At 38.0% G+C, this 20,687-nt stretch carries 23 protein-coding genes; 15 read left to right on the top strand and 8 right to left on the bottom strand.

Features of this window, described 5'->3' with window-relative positions; translation table 11 throughout:
- Positions 1–4: 4 nt before the first annotated feature.
- From AC1M9F_RS06610 to AC1M9F_RS06630, 5 genes are all read left to right on the top strand, one after another.
- On the top strand, positions 5–610 hold the full coding sequence (locus AC1M9F_RS06610; protein ID WP_481597366.1) for an alpha/beta hydrolase: 606 nt from the start codon (positions 5–7) through the stop codon (positions 608–610).
- Positions 611–694: 84 nt separating this feature from the next.
- A complete protein-coding gene (cysT, locus tag AC1M9F_RS06615) occupies positions 695–1,528 on the top strand; it encodes a sulfate ABC transporter permease subunit CysT (protein ID WP_035267202.1) in 834 nt (277 codons plus the stop codon).
- The gene (cysW, locus tag AC1M9F_RS06620; RefSeq protein WP_481589027.1) at positions 1,525–2,415 is read left to right on the top strand and encodes a sulfate ABC transporter permease subunit CysW; all 891 of its coding nucleotides are present in this window, start codon (positions 1,525–1,527) and stop codon (positions 2,413–2,415) included. Before cysT ends, cysW begins: the two co-directional genes overlap by 4 nt.
- Before the next feature lie 12 nt (positions 2,416–2,427).
- A complete protein-coding gene (locus AC1M9F_RS06625) occupies positions 2,428–3,489 on the top strand; it encodes a sulfate/molybdate ABC transporter ATP-binding protein (protein WP_481597367.1) in 1,062 nt (353 codons plus the stop codon).
- Between the two features lie 55 nt (positions 3,490–3,544).
- Positions 3,545–4,474 carry a CysB family HTH-type transcriptional regulator gene (locus AC1M9F_RS06630; RefSeq protein WP_481597368.1) on the top strand — a complete coding sequence of 310 codons (930 nt, stop codon included), beginning with the start codon at positions 3,545–3,547 and terminating at the stop codon, positions 4,472–4,474.
- A 95-nt stretch (positions 4,475–4,569) separates the two neighbouring features.
- On the opposite strand, the gene carO is transcribed toward AC1M9F_RS06630, so the two are convergent.
- Complete coding sequence (gene carO / locus AC1M9F_RS06635) at positions 4,570–5,307, bottom strand: ornithine uptake porin CarO (protein WP_481597369.1); 738 nt, start codon at positions 5,305–5,307, stop codon at positions 4,570–4,572.
- Positions 5,308–5,605: 298 nt separating this feature from the next.
- On the opposite strand from carO, the gene dapD reads away from it, so the two are divergent.
- Positions 5,606–6,427 (top strand): 2,3,4,5-tetrahydropyridine-2,6-dicarboxylate N-succinyltransferase, encoded by an 822-nt coding sequence (gene dapD / locus AC1M9F_RS06640; protein ID WP_035267212.1) that lies wholly within the window; start codon positions 5,606–5,608, stop codon positions 6,425–6,427.
- 110 nt (positions 6,428–6,537) lie between these two features.
- On the top strand, positions 6,538–7,248 hold the full coding sequence (queE, locus tag AC1M9F_RS06645; protein WP_481589025.1) for a 7-carboxy-7-deazaguanine synthase QueE: 711 nt from the start codon (positions 6,538–6,540) through the stop codon (positions 7,246–7,248).
- 71 nt (positions 7,249–7,319) lie between these two features.
- On the opposite strand, the gene filA is transcribed toward queE, so the two are convergent.
- Complete coding sequence (gene filA / locus AC1M9F_RS06650) at positions 7,320–8,195, bottom strand: putative pilus system protein FilA (RefSeq protein WP_481597370.1); 876 nt, start codon at positions 8,193–8,195, stop codon at positions 7,320–7,322.
- 276 nt (positions 8,196–8,471) lie between these two features.
- Between filA and queC the strand changes: the two genes are divergently transcribed.
- The 3 genes from queC to AC1M9F_RS06665 all read left to right on the top strand — a co-directional run bounded on the left by queC (position 8,472) and on the right by AC1M9F_RS06665 (position 10,119).
- Positions 8,472–9,140: a 7-cyano-7-deazaguanine synthase QueC gene (gene queC, locus AC1M9F_RS06655; RefSeq protein WP_180028449.1), complete on the top strand. Its 669-nt coding sequence runs from the start codon at positions 8,472–8,474 to the stop codon at positions 9,138–9,140.
- Positions 9,141–9,156: 16 nt separating this feature from the next.
- Complete coding sequence (locus AC1M9F_RS06660; protein ID WP_481590297.1) at positions 9,157–9,570, top strand: hypothetical protein; 414 nt, start codon at positions 9,157–9,159, stop codon at positions 9,568–9,570.
- Positions 9,571–9,657: 87 nt separating this feature from the next.
- Positions 9,658–10,119, top strand: a complete 462-nt coding sequence (locus tag AC1M9F_RS06665) for a peroxiredoxin (protein ID WP_035267221.1) — start codon at positions 9,658–9,660, stop codon at positions 10,117–10,119.
- A gap of 57 nt (positions 10,120–10,176) precedes the next feature.
- Here AC1M9F_RS06665 and AC1M9F_RS06670 read toward each other — a convergent pair whose 3' ends face one another.
- Entirely contained in the window at positions 10,177–12,333 is a 2,157-nt protein-coding gene (locus tag AC1M9F_RS06670; protein WP_481597371.1) for a TonB-dependent receptor, read from the bottom strand.
- Between the two features lie 131 nt (positions 12,334–12,464).
- A complete protein-coding gene (locus AC1M9F_RS06675) occupies positions 12,465–13,067 on the bottom strand; it encodes a LysE/ArgO family amino acid transporter (RefSeq protein WP_481597372.1) in 603 nt (200 codons plus the stop codon).
- Positions 13,068–13,168: 101 nt separating this feature from the next.
- Between AC1M9F_RS06675 and AC1M9F_RS06680 the strand changes: the two genes are divergently transcribed.
- On the top strand, positions 13,169–14,050 hold the full coding sequence (locus AC1M9F_RS06680) for a LysR family transcriptional regulator ArgP (RefSeq protein ID WP_481597423.1): 882 nt from the start codon (positions 13,169–13,171) through the stop codon (positions 14,048–14,050).
- A gap of 27 nt (positions 14,051–14,077) precedes the next feature.
- Here the strand turns inward: AC1M9F_RS06680 and AC1M9F_RS06685 are convergent, their stop codons facing one another.
- The gene (locus AC1M9F_RS06685; protein WP_481591406.1) at positions 14,078–14,635 is read right to left on the bottom strand and encodes a YceI family protein; all 558 of its coding nucleotides are present in this window, start codon (positions 14,633–14,635) and stop codon (positions 14,078–14,080) included.
- A 32-nt stretch (positions 14,636–14,667) separates the two neighbouring features.
- Entirely contained in the window at positions 14,668–15,249 is a 582-nt protein-coding gene (locus AC1M9F_RS06690; RefSeq protein ID WP_481597373.1) for a nicotinate-nicotinamide nucleotide adenylyltransferase, read from the bottom strand.
- Positions 15,250–15,352: 103 nt separating this feature from the next.
- Between AC1M9F_RS06690 and AC1M9F_RS06695 the strand changes: the two genes are divergently transcribed.
- The 4 genes from AC1M9F_RS06695 to AC1M9F_RS06710 all read left to right on the top strand — a co-directional run bounded on the left by AC1M9F_RS06695 (position 15,353) and on the right by AC1M9F_RS06710 (position 19,386).
- The gene (locus AC1M9F_RS06695) at positions 15,353–16,153 is read left to right on the top strand and encodes an enoyl-CoA hydratase-related protein (protein ID WP_481591404.1); all 801 of its coding nucleotides are present in this window, start codon (positions 15,353–15,355) and stop codon (positions 16,151–16,153) included.
- A gap of 56 nt (positions 16,154–16,209) precedes the next feature.
- Positions 16,210–16,959, top strand: a complete 750-nt coding sequence (locus tag AC1M9F_RS06700) for a nitroreductase family protein (RefSeq protein WP_481589018.1) — start codon at positions 16,210–16,212, stop codon at positions 16,957–16,959.
- 159 nt (positions 16,960–17,118) lie between these two features.
- On the top strand, positions 17,119–18,135 hold the full coding sequence (locus tag AC1M9F_RS06705; protein WP_481597374.1) for a DUF6670 family protein: 1,017 nt from the start codon (positions 17,119–17,121) through the stop codon (positions 18,133–18,135).
- A 168-nt stretch (positions 18,136–18,303) separates the two neighbouring features.
- Positions 18,304–19,386: a helix-turn-helix domain-containing protein gene (locus tag AC1M9F_RS06710; protein ID WP_481597375.1), complete on the top strand. Its 1,083-nt coding sequence runs from the start codon at positions 18,304–18,306 to the stop codon at positions 19,384–19,386.
- On the opposite strand, the gene AC1M9F_RS06715 is transcribed toward AC1M9F_RS06710, so the two are convergent.
- Both AC1M9F_RS06715 and AC1M9F_RS06720 read right to left on the bottom strand, forming a co-directional pair.
- Positions 19,335–19,652 carry a YqfO family protein gene (locus AC1M9F_RS06715; RefSeq protein WP_092767083.1) on the bottom strand — a complete coding sequence of 106 codons (318 nt, stop codon included), beginning with the start codon at positions 19,650–19,652 and terminating at the stop codon, positions 19,335–19,337. The two genes, AC1M9F_RS06710 and AC1M9F_RS06715, sit on opposite strands and share 52 nt — an antisense overlap.
- The gene (locus AC1M9F_RS06720; protein ID WP_481597376.1) at positions 19,645–20,553 is read right to left on the bottom strand and encodes a LysR family transcriptional regulator; all 909 of its coding nucleotides are present in this window, start codon (positions 20,551–20,553) and stop codon (positions 19,645–19,647) included. Before AC1M9F_RS06720 ends, AC1M9F_RS06715 begins: the two co-directional genes overlap by 8 nt.
- Between the last annotated feature and the right edge of the window lie 134 nt (positions 20,554–20,687).

A 20,687-nucleotide genomic window follows, 5' to 3' on the forward strand; every position in this document is an offset into this window, starting at 1 on the left:
TGACATGATACATACACTCATTGTACCCGGCGTCGGCGGAAGTGATGAAAATCATTGGCAATCATGGTTGCAACGTCAAGTCATGCCATGCTCACGTGTTCAACAAGATGATTGGAACTTTCCCCTACTTTCAGATTGGATCAATCGTTTTGTAGAAAAAATTTCGCAGATTGATGCACCCATCCAGATTGTTGCACATAGTTTTGGCTGTTTAACGTCTGTCGCTGCTCTGCATCAGCATCCTGAAATAGCACAGAAAGTTAAACAACTGGTTTTAGTTGCACCAGCCAATCCAAGTCGTTTTGGTGAAAATGGTTTTGCTCGTTTGAGTTTGACTGATTATAGTTTTTACTTTCATCAAATTAAGATTAGCGTTCCCACAAAAATGCTCATCAGTGAAAATGATCCGTGGTTAGGTTTTGAGGATGCAAAAAAATTAGCAAAATCATGGGGTGTAAAACCGATTAACTTAGGTCAAGTCGGTCATATTAATGTTGATTCAGGATTTGGACCATTTCCAGAGATCTTCGATTTTTTGATTCATGAAAAGCTGTCGAACTATATCAATAGTATTGATAATGGCAAGTTGTATTACAAATTTGCAATTTAAAGTTCGCCACTTATTCTTGATAAATTTTTCAATTCAATTGCTTATTGATTACGGTAAGCTTTTTCTCTCATTTGAGGAGTAGTCATGTCGCAGCGATCCCGAGTGCTGCCAGGATTTGGTCTATCTCTAGGCTTTACCCTAGCGTATTTATCTTTAATTGTGCTCATACCCTTGTCGGCTGTTTTTATTAAGTCTTTAGGTATTGGCTGGGAAGGTTTATGGGAGATTTTAAGTTCTGAGCGTATCTTAAAATCATTACAACTAAGTTTCAGTGCTGCACTCATTGCTGCCTTCATTAATGTTGTATTTGGCTTATTACTCGCTTGGTGTCTCGTGCGCTATAGTTTCCCTGGTAAAAGAATTGTTGATGCATTGGTTGATTTACCCTTTGCGTTACCAACAGCTGTTGCTGGGATTGCATTAACATCTTTATATGCTCCGACAGGCTGGATTGGTCAATATCTTGAACCCTTAGGAATTAAAGTTGCTTATAGTCCTATTGGGATTACATTAGCCCTGATATTTATTGGCTTACCTTTTGTGGTTCGTACAGTACAACCTGTACTAAGTGACTTAGAGACTGAACTTGAAGAAGCAGCGTCAGCATTGGGTGCAAATCGACTACAAATTGTAACCAAAGTGATTTTACCGATTCTTTTCCCTGCATTAATCACAGGATTTGCTCTCGCATTTGCCCGTGGCGTGGGTGAATATGGTTCGGTCATCTTTATCGCAGGTAACCAACCCTTCGAAACTGAAATTGCGCCATTAATGATTATTTCTCGATTGGAAGAATATGACTATGCAGGTGCAACAACGATCGCCGTTGTCATGCTCCTTATTTCATTCGCTATCTTGTTCTTGATTAACTTGTTACAAGCATGGGCGAGTCGTCGTACAGGGAGAACTGCACAATGAGTTTGAATACAAATAGCAATGCTTTAGCGGAAAAATTGCAATCTCGTGATGCGACGCGTGAACCGACTTGGGTTCGTTATACACTCATTGTCATTGCCATGATTTTCTTCCTCAGTTGCTTAATCCTGCCTTTGATTTTAGTTTTTGTTGAAGCATTCAAACAGGGTATCGGCGTTTATGCGCAAGCTTTAGTTCATCCAGACACGTTGTCGGCTGTAAAGCTCACCTTACTAACAGCTGCAATTGCTGTACCGCTCAACGTAGTATTTGGTGTGGCGGCGGCTTGGTCTGTTGCGAAATTTAATTTCCGTGGTAAATCCATATTGACCACGATTATCGATATGCCTTTCTCAGTATCACCTGTAATCGCAGGTTTGATGTTGGTATTGATGTTTGGTACGCAAGGTTGGTTCGGTGGATGGCTGATGGATAACGACATTAAGATTCTATATGCCGTTCCAGCAATTGTACTAGCAACCATCTTTATTACAGTTCCTTTTGTGGCGCGTGAGCTCATCCCACTGATGGAAGCTCAAGGTACAGAAGAAGAGGAAGCGGCAATCGTTTTAGGTGCTTCAGGCTGGCAAACTTTTTGGAAAATCACGATTCCAAATATTAAATGGGGCTTGATATACGGGGTTATTCTTTGTAACGCACGTGCAATGGGTGAATTCGGGGCGGTCTCTGTAGTATCGGGTCATATTCGTGGAGAGACCAATACATTGCCACTGCATGTAGAGATTCTCTACAACGAATATACCTTTAGTGCAGCATTTGCTGTTTCATCCCTCTTGGCTTTATTGGCGATTGTGACATTGATTCTTAAAACATGGGTCGAAATTCGCCAAGAGAAATTAAGCAAACGTAATGAAGATTCTACAGTTTAAAGGAAGTGTCCGATGAGTATTCAAGTTAAAAATATTGAAAAACACTTTGGTGCTTTCCATGCACTAAACAATATCTCCCTAGATTTTCCTGATGGTCAACTCGTTGCATTGTTAGGACCTTCAGGCTGCGGTAAAACGACTTTACTTCGCATTATTGCTGGTCTTGAATCTGCTGACAGCGGTCAAGTGATCCTTGAAGGTCAAGACTCAACGAATGTTCATGTTCGTGAACGTCAAGTCGGCTTCGTATTCCAACACTATGCTTTATTCCGTCATATGACAGTATTTGACAATATTGCTTTTGGTTTACGTGTTCGTCCACGTTCAACACGCCCTTCAGAATCTGAAATAAAAAAACGGGTTACACGACTACTGGATTTAGTACAATTAGGCTTCTTATCAGATCGTTATCCAGCACAATTGTCTGGTGGACAGCGTCAACGTATTGCACTTGCACGTGCGCTTGCAGTTGAACCTCGTGTACTACTTCTAGATGAGCCATTTGGCGCACTTGATGCTAAAGTTCGTAAAGAGTTACGTCGCTGGCTGAGAACTTTACACGATGAACTTCACATCACCTCGATTTTTGTAACTCACGATCAAGAAGAAGCGCTTGAAGTTGCAGATCAAATCATTGTAATGAATAAAGGCAATGTTGAACAAATTGGCTCACCTCGTGAAGTTTATGAAAAACCAGCAACGCCTTTTGTATTTGACTTCTTAGGTCAAGCGAATAAGTTCGAAGGTCATAATCAAGCGGGAATCGTACAGATCGGAAATGATCGCATTCAACTGCCTTTAGCTAAAGATGCACCTGAAGGTAAAGTGATTGCCTTCATTCGACCAGATGAGTTCCAAATTCATGCTCAACCTACAGACAATGCAATTCAAGCAACGTTCTTACGTGAAGTTTGGATTGCAGGAAAAGTGGTTGCCGAACTTCAAGGTCAAGATGGCAATCTCATCGAAATTCTACTCACTCCAGATGAAGCTAAACTGCATCAATTCCGCCCAAATCAATCGGTTTGGTTAACGACTAATACATTGCACTTATTTGCACAAGAAAACGCATAAAAATGTGTAGATGGGGCTTTTATATAGCCCCATCATTTTAAAGGTAACAAAGACTATGAACTTTCAACAATTAAGAATTATTCGAGAAACCGTCAGACAAAATTTTAACTTAACGGAAGCTTCCGCTGCCCTTTACACGTCTCAATCAGGTGTAAGTAAACATATTAAAGATTTAGAAGATGAATTAGGTGTTCAACTATTTATCCGAAAAGGTAAACGCTTATTAGGGTTAACTGAACCTGGTCAAGCTTTGCTCGGTATCGTAGAGCGCATGCTGGTCGATGCAGACAATATTAAAAGATTAGCCGATGATTTTAATCGTGTAGATGAAGGTACATTAACCATCGCAACCACTCATACTCAAGCGCGATATGTATTACCACCAATTGTAAATTCATTCAAAAAATTATTTCCGAAAGTTCATTTGATTTTGCAACAAGCAAGCCCAACCGAAATCACTGAAATGTTACTTTTAGGCGATGCTGATATTGGTATTGCTACTGAGAATCTGACTACTGAAGAAAACTTAGCAAGTGTTCCTTTTTATAACTGGAAACACAGTATTATTACGCCTCAAGGTCATCCACTTACTCAAATAGCATCACGAGAGATTAGCTTAGAACATTTGGCAGAGTATCCTATTATTACCTATCACGGTGGTTTTACGGGACGTTCAAAGATTGATAAAGCCTTTGAAGACTCAGGACTTGATGTTGATTTAGTGATGTCTGCGCTTGATGCTGATGTAATCAAAACTTATGTTGAATTAGGTATGGGTGTCGGGATTGTCAACGATGTTGCCTACGATGCAGAACGAGATCATCGCTTAAAACAAATTGATACTGATTTATTTGGGGTAAATACCACTTGGATTGCTGTTCGTAAAGGTCATTTATTACGTGGATACGGTTACGAGTTTATTTCGCTATGTGCACCTAGTGCTGATATCAAAGCGTTAAAACGAGTAGCTTATCCTGAGGATTAATGAAGCCGCAAATAATAAAGGCGCCTATAGCGCCTTTATTATTTACATTAACTTGCGTAAAAAAACGAGCCGAAGCTCGTTTTTTTAATAGGATCTTACCAGTGGAAGCTCACACCCACTTTACCAACTGGAAGCCACTCATATTTGTCGTCGTTACGGATTTTATTTTCTTCAGCTAAAATAGATTGCTCGATTGTTGGAGCACCATCAGCACCTGTCAAATTACCATACGAGGTTAAGTTAACAGATGGATTACCAGTATAGAAGGCACCAACTTCTCCAAACACACCGAAGTTTTTGTTGATTTTAGGAGCGAAACCAAAACCTACATATGGAGCAATTTCATTATCATAAGATAATTTACCATTCACACCACCGTTACCAACGTAAGCAACATTGTTAACCTCGATTGAGCCCTGTGCATTTTTATTACGTTTATCTAGATCATATTTTGTATCAACATAACCCACACCCGCTGCCATATATAAGCCTTGAGCCCATGGATTTTCGCTCGCACCCCAAGGACGAATTTCAGCGTTTAAATAAGCTACATTATTATCCATTTCAGCATCATACTTAGTACCGTTGATTGATAAATCATCAGACCAAGAGATATCACCACCGTTGTAACCTAAAGCAAGACCAACGTATGGGTTAGCAGTCCAAAGTAATGCACCACCGTAACCAGTTGTACCAACTTCAGCACGAACACCGGTAGGGATTAATTGATTAGCTTCAAATACATTACCTGTACGTACTACTTGAGTGTCCGCCATAGCGAAGCCTGAAACAGATAATGCTGTTGTAACAGCAAGTAATTTTAACACTTTCATTTTTTTCTCCTCAAAGAAATGAGTTGTTCTTTAATCATTAATGTGTTCGACTCGGAAGCATCTTAATGGAGATTTCAAAGCTGGTTAATATTCAAATTGATGCTTTTTTGTTATTTTTTGATACAATTTTGATTTAGTTGTTGTTTTATAAATAATTTGCACTTAAGTCTTTTATTAACTTTTATTAACATACTTATAAAGAATAGTCATTATTGTCGGACATTTTTTCAGGATTAATTGTAATTTTTATAATCAATTTAGTGTAAAATCTTGGAAATTTTTTTTGGAAGAGAAGATTATGTCTCAGCTTTCGTCAATCATCGAACAAGCGTTTGAAGATCGTGCAAACTTCACAGCTACAGATTGCCCTGCTGAAATTCGCCAAGCAGTCGAGGAAGCAATTGCTGGCTTAGATAATGGTTCATTACGTGTTGCTGAAAAGATTAATGGTGAATGGGTTGTTCATCAATGGTTAAAAAAAGCTGTTCTATTGTCATTCAAACTCAATGATAATAAACCAATCGAATCATGCGATCTCCAATTCTATGACAAAGTAGACACTAAATTTACAGGTTGGACTGAAGAGCAATTTAAAGCAGCTGGTGTACGTGTTGTACCGCCTGCAGTTGCACGCAAAGGTTCTTACCAAGCTAAGAATGTTGTGCTTATGCCATCTTATGTCAATATTGGAGCTTATGTTGACGAAGGTACAATGGTTGATACATGGGCGACTGTAGGTTCATGTGCGCAAATTGGTAAAAATGTTCACCTTTCTGGTGGGGTTGGGATTGGCGGTGTACTCGAACCTCTTCAAGCGAACCCTACGATCATTGAAGATAATTGTTTTATCGGTGCACGTTCTGAAATCGTTGAAGGTGTAATCGTTGAAGAAGGCTCAGTGATTTCAATGGGTGTTTACATTGGTCAATCAACTAAGATTTATGACCGTGAAACAGGTGAAATTCACTACGGTCGTGTTCCAGCTGGTTCAGTGGTAGTTTCTGGTAGCCTTCCTTCTAAATGCGGTAAATACAGCTTGTATGCTGCAATTATCGTGAAAAAAGTCGATGCTCAGACTCGTGCTAAAACAAGTTTGAACGACTTATTACGCGCTGACTAATTTTTTTATACTTTATAGTATTTGGAGTTACACTCCCCATCTCTACGGTTAGTAATAATCGTAGAGATTTTTCTTTTATATAATCTCTATTTTAGTTTGGTTTTGTCGATATGAGTAATTTGCGATCTTCCGCTATTCCTGTTTCTGATCCGTCTGCGGGGTTACGTATTACGGAGATCTTCTATTCATTACAAGGTGAAGCCAACACTTCAGGCTTACCTACAGTGTTTATACGCTTAACAGGTTGTCCGCTGCGTTGTACTTATTGTGATACCACCTATTCTTTTGAAGGCGGTGAACGACACTCTTTAGAGGATATTATCCAGACCACGCTTGATTTTAAGACACCTTATATTTGTGTTACTGGTGGTGAACCATTAGCCCAACCCAATGCGTTACCACTCATGGAGCGTCTAGCAGATTTAGGCTGTGAAGTTTCCCTTGAAACGAGTGGAGCGCTAGATGTTTCAAAAGTGGATCGTAGAGTTTCCAAAGTCCTAGATTTAAAGACACCGACTTCAGGTGAAGACTCACGTAATTTAATGAGTAATTTAGACCATTTAACTCAACATGATCAGATTAAATTTGTCATATGCAATCGTGAAGATTATGAATGGTCTAAACAACAAGTGAATCAATATGAATTGCACAAGCGTGTAAGTACCGTTTGGTTCTCACCTGCGTTTGCTGTTGAAAAAGGTGCTGCAAAGTTACCGCAACTTGCGCGTGATTTAGCACAATGGATCTTAGAGGATCACTTACCAGTTCGTTTCCAGCTTCAATTACATAAGTTGCTCTGGAATGACGAAACAGGTCGTTAAAATGTAACAAATAGCTCAAATTAAAAACAGTACAGCACTTTTTGTGCTGTTTTTTAAGAGAAAATGATCTTTTAGTGCGCTGACACTTTAATGGTCGTGCCATTTAAATTAATCCCTTTCATTGAAATATCCCCAATTTTATTATTTATTGATGATGCATCTCCAACGCCTACTCCCCATAACATTGCATTAAAGCCATTTTGATCTCCAAGACGATTTATTTTGAGTTCCAGTCCATCTGTACGTATCGAACCTGCAACATCGAAATCAAGATTATTGATGCCGAAACGCCCTGGTTGAGTATTTTTTAAATTAATAAATTCTATTCCGAATGCGCCACCACCATCATGATCGTGGACTTTGAAGCCCTCTAAACGTAAGCCGTCTTTAAATATTCCATTCAGTTTTAAAAGACTGCCTTGAGGTGCTGAACCGAGCTGAATATTGGTAGAGAGATTGGATACATAAAATTTCATATTATCCATTATTTTAACGGGGTCACTATAGCCTCGTCCTGTTGGACTAACTTGACCCGATTTACCAACCCAAATATCACCGGTATTAATAATAATATCTTCAGGAACAAATACACCTAAATTCAGAAAAGGGCCTGTAGTACTACTCCCTCCTTGAGCATCGATTTTTAAGGTAATACTAATATCTGCCGAACCAGAAGAAAGTGATAATGGATTCTTACTACGTCCATTCGCTGTACCGAAAATTAAGGCACCTGCTTTTGTGTTTCCTTCGTTGTAATGTGGCCCGAATCCACTGTTATCGTGCCAAATCAAATCAGCTTGAATGGGTCCACCTGGTAAAAGGCTAATCGTAATACCATCTTGTGCTGCATATGTTGACAATTCTTGATCTGAAAGCTCCTCAAATGCAAAAGAATTTGTACTGATCAACGCAGCAGTGGTTAAAATTAAAGTATTAATTTGATTCATTTTCATTCCGTAAAAATTATTTTTGTAAGTTTTAATCAAGTGTTTGTTAAATTATATTTAATATTTAAACAAAAACAACAACTGTTTAAACTTTATTCGACTTAAAAGAGAGTTTTATCTCATCTTCTAAAACGAACATTTCGCGTTCTTTATAATGCTCTCATATATTTTTAGACTTCAACAGATCTATTTATACGAAAAATTTATACCCCATTATTCTTTATATAATCAGTTATAATTCATTTTTTATTCACTTTAATTTTTTGGAGTTCTCCTATGCGCCCTCGTGCCATTGTATTGTTATCAGGTGGTTTAGACTCAACGACTTGCTTGGCTTGGGCGCAAGCACGCTATGAATGTATCGCTTTAAGTTTTATGTATGGTCAACGCTCAACAACTGAATTGGATGCTGCACGTAAACTGACACAACAAGCAGGCGTTGAACATCGCGTGATTAATATAGATTTGGGTAATTTAGGTGGTTCTGCATTAACTGATCATTCCATTGATGTTCCTGATCAAGAACAAGAAGGGATCCCTGTCACTTATGTTCCAGCACGTAATACGATTTTCCTGTCTTATGCACTTGCAGCAGCAGAAGTGTTTGACGCAGAAGCCATCGTAATTGGAATTAATGCGGTAGATTATTCGGGTTATCCAGATTGTCGACCAGAATTTATTGAAGCATTTGCCAATATGGCAAGATTAGCGACAAAAGTAGGTGTGGAAGGAAAACCTCTTAAATTTGAAACACCTTTACTACAATTATCCAAAGCAAATATTATTCGCTTAGGCATCGAACATGGCGTAGACTACAGTCAAACGGTGTCATGCTATCAAGCAGATGACCAAGGACGAGCTTGTGGAAAATGCGACAGCTGTCGTTTGCGTAAACAAGGTTTTGCAGATGCTGGCGTTGAAGACCCAACTCGTTATATACCGTAATAACAGGGTGCCATATATGAAAAATTTAAAATCAAACATTATTCTTTCAGCGATTGTTTCTGCTGCAGCACTTTTCGGTTCTGCGGCTCAAGCAAATGAGCCGAATAATAAAATGCAGCAAGCCTACAAAAGTACTAACGTAAAATCTGCACTGATTAATGTTTGTAAGGAAGAAACTGCTAAAGGGAACAAGCTTTCTGCTACTGAAGTCAGCAAATATTGTACATGTGCAATTGAAGCAGACGGCAAGCTAACTAATGCTCAAAAATGGGAAATCCAAAGTGCGATTAACCAAAAGAAAAGCCCTTCTACTTTAGCTATCGTGAAGAAACAGAACGCTGATCTTCAAGCATGCTTCGGCCCACAGTTAACGTCTAAGCTACAGTCGTTAACAGAGGAAGCAATGAAAGCAGCACAAGCTAAAAAATAATCGCAGTTTACATAAGATAGCCACCTCGTGTGGCTATTTTTTTTGAATTCCCCTATAAATGTAGTGACAAATTTTGAGGAAAATATAATGTCTACGGAAACGATTAGTTTACCCAATCAAACATTCCCAACAACTACAGGTTCTGTGAATTTAACTGAGTTGAATACAGATTGGCTCATCATTTATTTTTATCCAAAAGATTCAACGCCTGGGTGTACAACGCAAGCTGTTGGTTTTTCATGTTTGAAAGATCAGTTTGATGCGCTTCATACCACTATTTTCGGTGTTTCTAGGGACTCAGTGAAAGCCCATCAAAACTTCACCGAAAAGCAATCTTTAACAATTGATTTGATTAGCGATAAAGAAGAAGTGCTTTGCCAACACTTTGATGTGATTAAAGAGAAAAATATGTATGGAAAAAAAGTGATGGGGATTGAGCGCTCAACTTTTATTTTTCATCAAGGAAAACTCGTTAAAGAATATCGTAAAGTCAAAGCTGCAGGGCATGCTGAACAAGTGCTTGAAGATTTAAAAGCTTTGCAAAACTAATAAAAAAACCCACGATTGACGTGGGTTTCATCTACTTATAATTTTTTTTAACTACAATTAGAAATCAAAGCTTACGCCAAGTTTATAAGTTCTTGATCCACCAATCAGCGCATAATTCGAGTTAAAAGCACCTTCCCAATATTTTTTATCTGTAATGTTATCAACATTAGCTAAGAACGTCGTATTCACGCCACCAAGCTTGGTCTTATAACGTGCACCTAGATCGATGACAGTATAATCTGGAAGTTGCAAGGTATTGGTATCATTTAAATACTGTTCGCTGACATAACTTGCTCTGGCATTTAAATTTAATCCTTCGAGTTGTGGGACATCATAATCCACCCCAAGCGTTGCAGTAAAATCAGGTACACCAAAAACTTGATTTCCTTGATTCATTTGAGCTTTGGAATATTTTGCATCAATATAAGCCATACTTCCCATTAGGTTTAAATCTTCAGTAATCGCTCCAGAAAATGACCACTCAATGCCGCGTGATCGAGTTTCAGCACCATCTGTTGTAATTTGATTAATTGTTACACCATTTTCTGTATAAGGTTCAATCGACTTGCTCATCGTGCTTGGTTTTTCAATTTGATAAAGTGCCAGCGTATTCAGCCAAGTTCCATGCTGATGTTTTGCACCTAACTCATATTGCTTCGTCACAAACGGCGCAAAAGTGACTTTGTCGTTTGCATCATTGACATTATCAACGGTCGATCCTTCTGATAACCCTTCTACATAGCTTGCATATAGTGACAAGTCTTCACCAAAAGGTTTAACGACGATCCCTAAACTTGGTGAAATACGGTCTTCTTGGTAATTTTTTTTGGTCTGTAAATTATTCGTTTCAATATCTTGATAACGAGCGCCTACAATCAATTGAAGCTGATCATTCAATAATGAAATTTGATCAGTCAGTGTATAACTGATGTACTTATTATCTGCTAAAGGTGCAATTTCTGGACGCTGTAAAGGCATATTGCCTTCTTTACTTGGGTCATAAAGATTGGTGTTAAAATCTACAGGAGGAGCTCCACGTCCTTTATGTTGATCCGATTTTTTATTTAAATAATCTGCACGCAATCCAACATTATGCTGTATTCCAGCAGTATCAAATTTTCCTTCAACCCCAATGTGTGCTGTTTTATTTTTTTCATTTGCACCCACTCGGTAATATTGAGAAGAGGCATCGCCGTCCTCATTCTTTACGATCATTCGTGTACCGAATAAATGACCATCATATGATTTTTCAGCATATCCTAGACCAGCAAAGGTTTTCAAATAGGGAGTAAATTGATATTCACCTGATAAGCCAGCAAATTTACTGTCAGAATTCCCTTCTAACCACGGAAAATAGTTTTGGCCACCTTTAGGCGGTGCAATGACTTTGTTAACTGTATCTTTTCCACCCAGTGCAACCATTGTCGGTGACCCACCATCGCGATTTTGCTTAATAGCATAACTATCAAAATTAATTTTAAGTTTATCCGTGGTGTAATCCGCAGCGATGGAACCAAGAACTAGGCGATCATTCATATCATTAATGATATGTTCACCATCACCATATGTACCATTGACCCGGACACCAAACTCACGGTTTGCACCAAATCGTCTTGACACATCAATACCTGATTGATAGTAGCCGCCATCTTGGTATTGTGTGTTTAGTCTTGTGATGTCTTTGTCAGCGCGTTTAGAGTTGGCAATGACCACACCACCAACGCCTCCATTCGGTGCCATACCAGCGACAATTGCATTTGGTCCTTTCAAAACTGTCACTGATTCTAAAAATTCAGTCGGCACTTTTCCGTATGGTGCAACACCATAAAATCCGTTGTAGTTCATATCCTCATGATTTAAGTCAAAACCACGAATTTTGAAGTTTTCGTTTAAATGACCTTGATTTGTCGTCAGTCGAATACTGGCATCATTTTTTAAAACATCACCTACGGTGGATGCCTGTCTTTCTCGTATTAATTGCTCCTCATATTGCGTTACAGTGAATGGTGTATCGATTAATTTTTTTTCACCTAAAGCACCCAACTTAGATACATTGCTTAATTTTCCATCTGCATATGCATTTATCGCTTCAGCTTGTGTTGTAATCGTAGGAAGTTGGTTTTGATCATTTGCCCATGTGATAGTCGCTATACCGCCACTCATCATAAGAACACTTACAGATTGAGAGAGTAATTTGATACTGTAATTTTTCATTTTCGGAACAATTAATAATAATGAGAATCATTATTATATGATTCTCATTATTATCTTTATGTGAGTTTTTGTTCATTAAATGTTGTTATCTAACGACGTACAAGCTTTAGAGGAATTTATTTAATCAATATTCATATAATTAAGTTATAGGCGATGTACCACATGATTAGAGCAATCAAAATATCCAAGGCTTGCCATGCGCGGGGATTGTGAAAGTAAGCTGATAGATATTGCGCACCAAAACCCAAACTAAAGAAAAATAACCATGATGCCGTGATCGCACCTATGGCAAACGATAATAAGTGATCTTCAAATTGCGTCGATATTGCGCCTACAAGCACGACAGTATCTAGATACACATGGGGATTCAGCCATGTGAATGCCAAGCAAAAGAGAATAATTTTAAACCATGAAACAGCCGTATGATGATCAAGACACATCGATTTTTTGGTCGATAATGCTTGATAAAAATGATGGGCACCATATACCACTAGAAATGCGGCACCACCCCATTGTGCATACGTCATTATTTGTGGATGGCCTGAGATAAACTTCCCAAATCCAAATACGCCAGCCAAAATTAGAAGTGAGTCTGAAAAGGCACAAATGAGGCAAATGGATAAAACATATTCTTTTTTTAAGCCCTGTTTAAGCACAAAAGCATTCTGAGCACCTATCGCCATAATCAAACTTAAACTCGTTACAAAGCCATTAAACAGTTCGAATAAAGACATAAAACACCTAATATTTATCATTAGGCGGATTATGAACAATTCAATCTTAAATTGAGTATTATTAAATTAATATTAAGTTCATTAAGTTTTATTAAATCATGATTTTCAATTATAAAGACTGTGTCGCGTTTATCACCGTGGCGGAAACTGGAAGTTTTGATCTGGCTGCTAAAAAGCTTTGTCTCTCTGCGGCTGCAATTACTCTTCGAATCCAACAATTAGAACGGCAGATTGGGCAAACATTAATCCTGAGAGAACGACCTTGTCGTGTGACACATGCAGGTGAAATATTGCTTGAACATTTATTAAGGCAAAAGCGTCAAGAAGAAAATGTTCTGCAGCTTATTCAGGGAAAAAGTCAAAATTCTGAGTTTTATAAAATTATCATTGGAACGAATGCAGATTCATTAGAAACTTGGCTTTTGCCTGCGATTGCTGAAAAGTTAATAGAGCATAAAATCACAATACAACTTCGAATAGATGATCAGGATCATACGCATCAATTAATGGAATCAGGCTATGTAAATGCATGTATAAGCGCTGAATCCCAACCCATGACAGGTTGCCACTCAGAATTTTTGTTCACGATGCGTTATCAAATGGTGTGTACGCCAGAATTCAAATTAGCATGGTTTAAAAACGGACTAAATCGCGATTCCTTTCGCCGTGCGCCTGCGGTCATCTTTAATGATAAAGATCATTTACATGAAACGGTTCTACTCAATCAATTTGGATTACCGCAATCTAGTTATCCATATCATTATGTCCCCTCCTCAAAGTCATTTGTCGATGCAATCCAACTCGGTTTAGGCTATGGCATGGTGCCTGAACTGCAAATTCAAGACTTACTCGATCAAGGACAATTGATTTGTTTGTTGCCTGAGGCAACACAAGACGTTGATCTATATTGGCATCATTGGAAACAGCAGTCCCCACAACTCAAACATATTACTGACATACTCATGACATTAAAAAAGCAGTGATTGAATCACTGCTTTCTTTTTATCGATTTAGTTGGCTTTCCATTGCCCTTCAAGCTTGATATTCACTTTTTCGCCAATTCCACCAATCGCTTTGCGCATACCAAAATCACTACGGTTGATGACTGTTGAAGATTGTACATTCAACACATTTGGATTCGATGCATTTGGAGTTAAAGTTGTCTCAAATGAAACTGGACGTGTCACACCACGCATAGTGAGTTGTCCATCAAATTTGTATTTATTATTTCCTAAAGCACGAATTTGATTACTTTGAAAGGTCACAGTTTTATATTTGCTTGCATGAAAGAAACTGTCACCAAAGACCATATCCTTTAAAGAGTTTTTGCTCAGTTTAAGGCTATTCACATCCATCACAAATTTAGCTGAACCTTGATTAGGCTGTGCCGGATCAAAATTCATCTGTGATTGATACTTTTGAAATTGCCCATTTACAATCGACATTCCTGCAGATCGGATATCAAAGCTGATCTTACTGCTAGGTGATAGTGTCCATGTTTGCGCTTGAGCAAAAACAGAAGCAGACAATAGCACTGTGGCCAAACTCATTTGTGTAATAGTACGCACGATTTCCCTCGGTTTTCTTGTGTTAAACACAATCATTCAATTGATGCACTCAAACTTGTACTGTCTTGACGTTGGTATTTAGTTTTAAGTTGTTGGTAAATTTCTGAATTTTGAAACGCTTGTAAAAATTGAATGGTTCCGTGGGGAAGTTCTTTTTCCATAATTTCCCCCCGATAGTATGCTTCGCGAAGTGGTGTTGCAGAAATTGCACCTTTTAAACTATCGAGTTCCAACATCTCCCATTCTGGGAAAAATTTTAGATAATAGGATGAGTCATCTTTAAAGTGACCGATTAAGCCAACTTGATCATTTGGCTGTACTACACTCGCCACTAAAGATTTGACCAATTTTTGCCATTTTTTATCATTATAAACATCAATGACGTGTACAAATTTGATTCTTGCCTGTTGATCAGGAGAAAAGTTAGACAAAATCATCTGTTCACGTTCAATGGCTAAAAATGGATTTTTTATATTCCGCTCTAATTGAGCAGAACCAAGCGCTAAAATAACATTCTGGCTATGCGTTAGCGCAATTTTAATGGTTTCCATATGTGCCAAATGAAAAGGCTGAAAACGTCCGATATAAACCAAATAATCAAATTTATAATTCATCGCCAAGTCACGTTTATGAACTGATCAGTTATGTCACTCTTCGCCAGAATACGACATAATAGATTTCATAAAATCTATATTAATTGAAAGCAAGGATAGTACGATGTCATTAAGTTGTATTCAACAACCTCATGAGCATTTAAATGCAAAATTAGAAGAAGGTGTGCTGACCTTGGCGATTAATCGTCCTAAAGCCAAAAATGCATTATACGGCGAATTATACCTCTGGATCGCCAAAGCCCTTGATGAAGCAGACAAAGATCAAGCTGTTCGTGTGGTCATTTTACGTGGCGAAGATGCGGATTTCAGTGCTGGTAATGATATGCAAGACTTCATGAAATCTGCGGCGATGAAAGATCAAATTCGTCCAGAAGATGGTCCTCCTTTTGTGCTTTTAAAATCTGCTGCTAAATTTTCTAAACCACTGATTGCTGCGGTACGTGGTGTCGCAATTGGTATTGGCGTAACGATCTTATTGCATTGTGACTTAGTTTATGCAGATAACACTGCTTTGTTCCAAATTCCATTTGTAAGCTTAGGTCTTTCACCTGAAGGCGCATCTAGTAAATTACTAGCACGTCAAGCAGGTCATGTGAAAGCAGCAGAACTTTTATTAACTGCTGATAAATTCGACAGTGAAAAAGCATTGGCTGCAAACTTGATCAACAGTATTGAATCTGACGTTTATGCAATTGCCGCTCAAAAAGCCACTCAACTGGCTTCACTACCACTTGCTTCTCTCGTGCAATCTAAAGCCTTAATGAAACATGATGTTGATGAGATCGTGTCCTGGATTGATCATGAAGCAGTAATCTTTATGGGGCGCGTCGGTTCTCCAGAAATGATGGAAGCTGTACAAGCTTTTATGCAAAAACGTAAACCTGATTTCACACAATTTAATTAAGCTAAAAGATCCGAGTCTCACGACTCGGTGAATACTCTCTATCTAAGGAATGGATCATGACGACTGAAAAAAAACGCTACTACGAACCTGCACCACAAGGCATTGATGTTGAAAATTTCAAAAAGGTCGTGACCAGTCGTCGATCTGTTCGGAAGTTTACAGAAAAACCTATACCGTCTGATATCCTCGATCAATGTTTAGATTTAGCACTCTTGGCCCCTAATTCGTCTAACTTACAACCTTGGACTTTTTATGTTGTCCAAAATCCTGAAAAGAAACAAAAGATTGTAAAAGCATGTCTAAATCAATGGGCTGCGCGCACAGCGGCTGAATTGATTGTCTGTGTCGCACGTACAGATCGAATTAATGAAATGGCAAAGCTGAATATTCAAGAATTTCCATTTCCTGAGATTCCTCCACTCGTCAAAAAATATTACACCTATATTCCACTGAATTATAAAACGGGTTACTTAAATGCAATTGGTAACTTTAAGAAAGTAACTTTCAAAGTAGCACGTACTTTTGACAAACAAATGCCTGTTACCGCTTTTACACCTGCGGATGCCAAACTTTGGGCAGCGAAGACAACAGCTTTAGCCTGCGAAAATCTTGTACTCGCGCTCAGAGCTTATGGATTCGACAGTTGTATGATGGAAGGTTTTGACGAACCTTTAGTATGTAAAACATTGGGGCTAAATGCTAAAGAGTTTCCAATTATGGTCATTGGTGCGGGAGAGCGTGCTGAAGATGGTGTGTTCTTCCCACAATATCGTTTCGATCGAGACTTATTTATTCAAAAAGTTTAAATGTAATATCACACATTTTTGATGACTTATTTTTCGTGTTGACACTTCAAACAATTGCTTACTGTTTGTAGTGTCAATTTTTTTCTTTTATCTCGATTTATATTTTTGATTGTATTTTTCCAAAAATGATTTTAAGCCAAAATATTAATTGAGAATAAGATGAAAATTAAACTTCCCTCAAGCATTGTTAAACATATAGATCATTCAGCTCTAGTAAATGGTCAAGCTTTTGATGCAAACACTGCGATCCACACACCTCTCGGAAAATATACCTGTGTACACTACGGGATCATGATTCCCAATCTACCTGCCCCATTCAACTTCTTAAATATGATTGTGGTTGCAGGACAACCTCTCGTTAAAATATTCAGAAATTCTCATTTAATAAAAACTTCAGATTTAGATACCGCAAATCTATTAATTGGTACTGCTGCAACGCAGCCTAATTTATTTTCTGGATATAGTATACAGCATGAATGTTTACTGGCGACTAATGGTCAATATCTCAAATTCGGTAATGACTTAGTTATAGAGGTTAACTACCCAGACATTAAAGCAACTCGCCAAGGTCATGCTTTCAATTATGAACTTAAATTAAAAGCGACTGATAAAATCGCACATTTCGTTAAACTCGCCGGAAGCATGTATGAACATTGGTCACTGCTTTGTGAGTACCAAGGATATTTAGAAATCGATGGACAGAAAACTCAAGTTCAAGGTCTATGCACCTTCGAATATGCACGTGGTGTCAATATCAAGATTCCCATTCGATTTTTTACTTATCAAATCTTAAATATTAATAACCACACTCAAGTCTTATTTGTGGACACTCATGGTCCAATGGGCTTAGTTTTGCAAAGTCGTGTTTATGTTCGTTCTGTAGATCATCATGGAGGAATATACGAACGAGGGCTTGAATCTGTGGTGCATGAATATGAGCCTGAACCTGTAACTACACCAAATGGCATTAAAATGCGTTTACCTCGAGTCTTTGAATGGCAAGTCAATGATGATCAAGGCAATCTTCTGATTTCTATTTATGGCAAGGCTAATGGCGACTTTAAATATGGTATGGCTGGCGGTTATGCAGGTAGTTACCAATATTCAGGTCAATTCAAAGGTCAGCATATTCAGGGTCGAGGTTATATTGAGTATATTGATCCTATAAGCAATTAAGCGCTTCAAAATAAACTTTCAATAATTAAGCCTCATGAGATGGGGCTTTGACATTTAAAGACATGTTCATTCATTCAAATTATTTCTAAACTCATTTCAACATTATAATTTCAGCATTTTAAACTGAGGATAGAGCATCCTTAGTTTTTCCAATGCATGACTTGAGTCTTGAATATCGGTATGAGCGCAAGAAAAAGTAAAATCAGAACCGATGCTGGTATTTTTCCAAGCATGGTATACGAGACACTGCAAAATATGGGCGTTGATGTGGATTTAATATTTTCGCAATTAAATGCATTACAACATCCAATCGACTATCCTCAACGCGATTTAAGATATGACAATCGTGTTCAAAAAAAATTCTGGGAACTCACAGAAGTTATTACACAAAATTCCAATATTGGTTTAACTGTCGGTCACCATCTCCCCACTTTTCGTGGTCAACTTTTTGAATACATTTTTTTAAGTAGTGCAAATTTTGGCGATGCATTAAAAATAGCAATGAAATACTATCAATATTTCACTACAGGATTGGATATTGAACTTCACATAGAAGATGACACCGTTACCCTAAAAGGTTTTCATCACCCTGTCCGTCATTATTTAGAATGTACGATTACCATTGTTTTATCTTTTTTTGATTATATCAGTCAGGGAAAATTTCAAGCACAAGAAATTTGGCTCAGCTACGACAATACAGAATTTCAGGACTTATATCATGAGCTATGGCATTGCCCAGTTTATTTTAATCAGCCTTATGGTTGTATAAAATTCAAAGCAGAAATTCTAGAATATGCTTCTCCGTCTGCTCAGCCTGATTTATTTCTGTTACATCAAGCTATCATTGAGAAGCACATTGAACTTGTAGATAAACATGAACTAGTCATTCAAATTGAAGAGGCTTTAGGCGAACAACTAAAATTAAGACAATTCGCTCTAGAAGATATCGCAAGAATTTTTAAACTCTCCCCGCGTAAAATCCAAATTTCACTCAAAGATATTGGAACGAATTACGAGAATGTTCTAACGTCATTCAGACAAAAACTTGCTCGTCAGTTACTAGCGAAAACCGCACTCAAACATGATGAAATTGTCTATTTAACAGGGTTTTCAGAGCCATCAGCCTTTTCTCGAGCCTTCAAATATTGGACAGGAGAATCTCCATCCTCGTATCGTCAGCGCATACAAAATTCAACCGATCATGGGTCAATAGAAATAATGTGTAAGAATTCAAAAGCTGGTTCTTCATAAGGATGACTGGCTTTTAATGCACGTGCCACTTCTATGGCTTTATCTTCAGGCACAATAGTTTCTACACGCCACTCTTCAACTTGTTCAAGCTCTCCGACTTGACCTATAAATGGTTGAGCCCCATTGACAGGTTTAAATTGACCTAAGCCCTTGACCTGCCAAGCGCATTGCTCATAATCACCGATCCCGCCTGCACCTGCTTCAAATACTGCCTGTTTCGTCAACTCTAGATGTGATTCTGGTACAAAATAGATCAGTTTAAGCATGAATAACCTCTTCCACTCTTTTCCGCTCTGTTGTCATTTGCATAAGGGCTTCAGTAATCATTTTCAATGCAATATTGTTTGAATGACGATGATAATTCGCATATAGACCAAGCTGTGGTAATTGCTCATCTGTTTTCACAATTTTGATATTATGATTTAAAAACTTCAGGAGGTATTCGGGAGCAAAACTAAAGCCCATTCCCAAATTAATCAGATTGATATGCTGTAATACATTAGTCACCCACAGCATTTGATCATCCATCTTTTCGAAGGGAACTAGAACATTTAATTTGTCATAGAATATTGGTGAAGCATTTTGTTCACACATAATCACTGATGAATTTTTTAATTCTTGTAGTTTCAATGTCCGTTCTGAAGGATGAAGATTGTCTGCAGCCACCAAATAAATTTGTTCTGTCAAAATATGGATATCTTCATAATCTGGATGATCCATTTTGTATCGAGTAAAACATATATCAAGTTCAGCATTTCTAAGTTTTTGTATTTGCTCAGTACAAGTCAAACTGTGTAAATGAATTTTAAGATTAGGAATATTCTTTCTTAACTGCGCCAGAATGCTAGGCATCAGTTTCAGTTCAGCCACATTCAAAAATCCAATGTGAATCTGATTATTCTTTTGCTGAGCGACCTGTCTAGCTGCAGCTACAGCTTGCTTGGCATTGTCCAGCGTCAAAGCTGCGTATTTTAAAAATGCTTCCCCCTCATCAGTCAGTTTGACTTTACGAGTGGTCCGATCAAATAAAGTAACACCGACTTCCTGTTCAAGATCTTTAATTTGCTGACTGAGTGATGGTTGTGCGGTATAGAGCTTTTCGGCAGCTTTAGTAAAGCTTTGCTCTTGAGCAACAGTCATAAAATACCGTAAATGTCGTAATTCCATATCTCAATCAGCCCATCGTGCATAAGTGCACGTTCATTACTTTGAATTTTATATAGATCGATAGTTTATATGAATACGACTATAGATCACTGCACTTTTTTTCTAGACTGACTCAATTCAAAAACTCTCCCCAT

The sequence above is a fragment of the Acinetobacter sp. ANC_7504 genome (assembly GCF_056779995.1).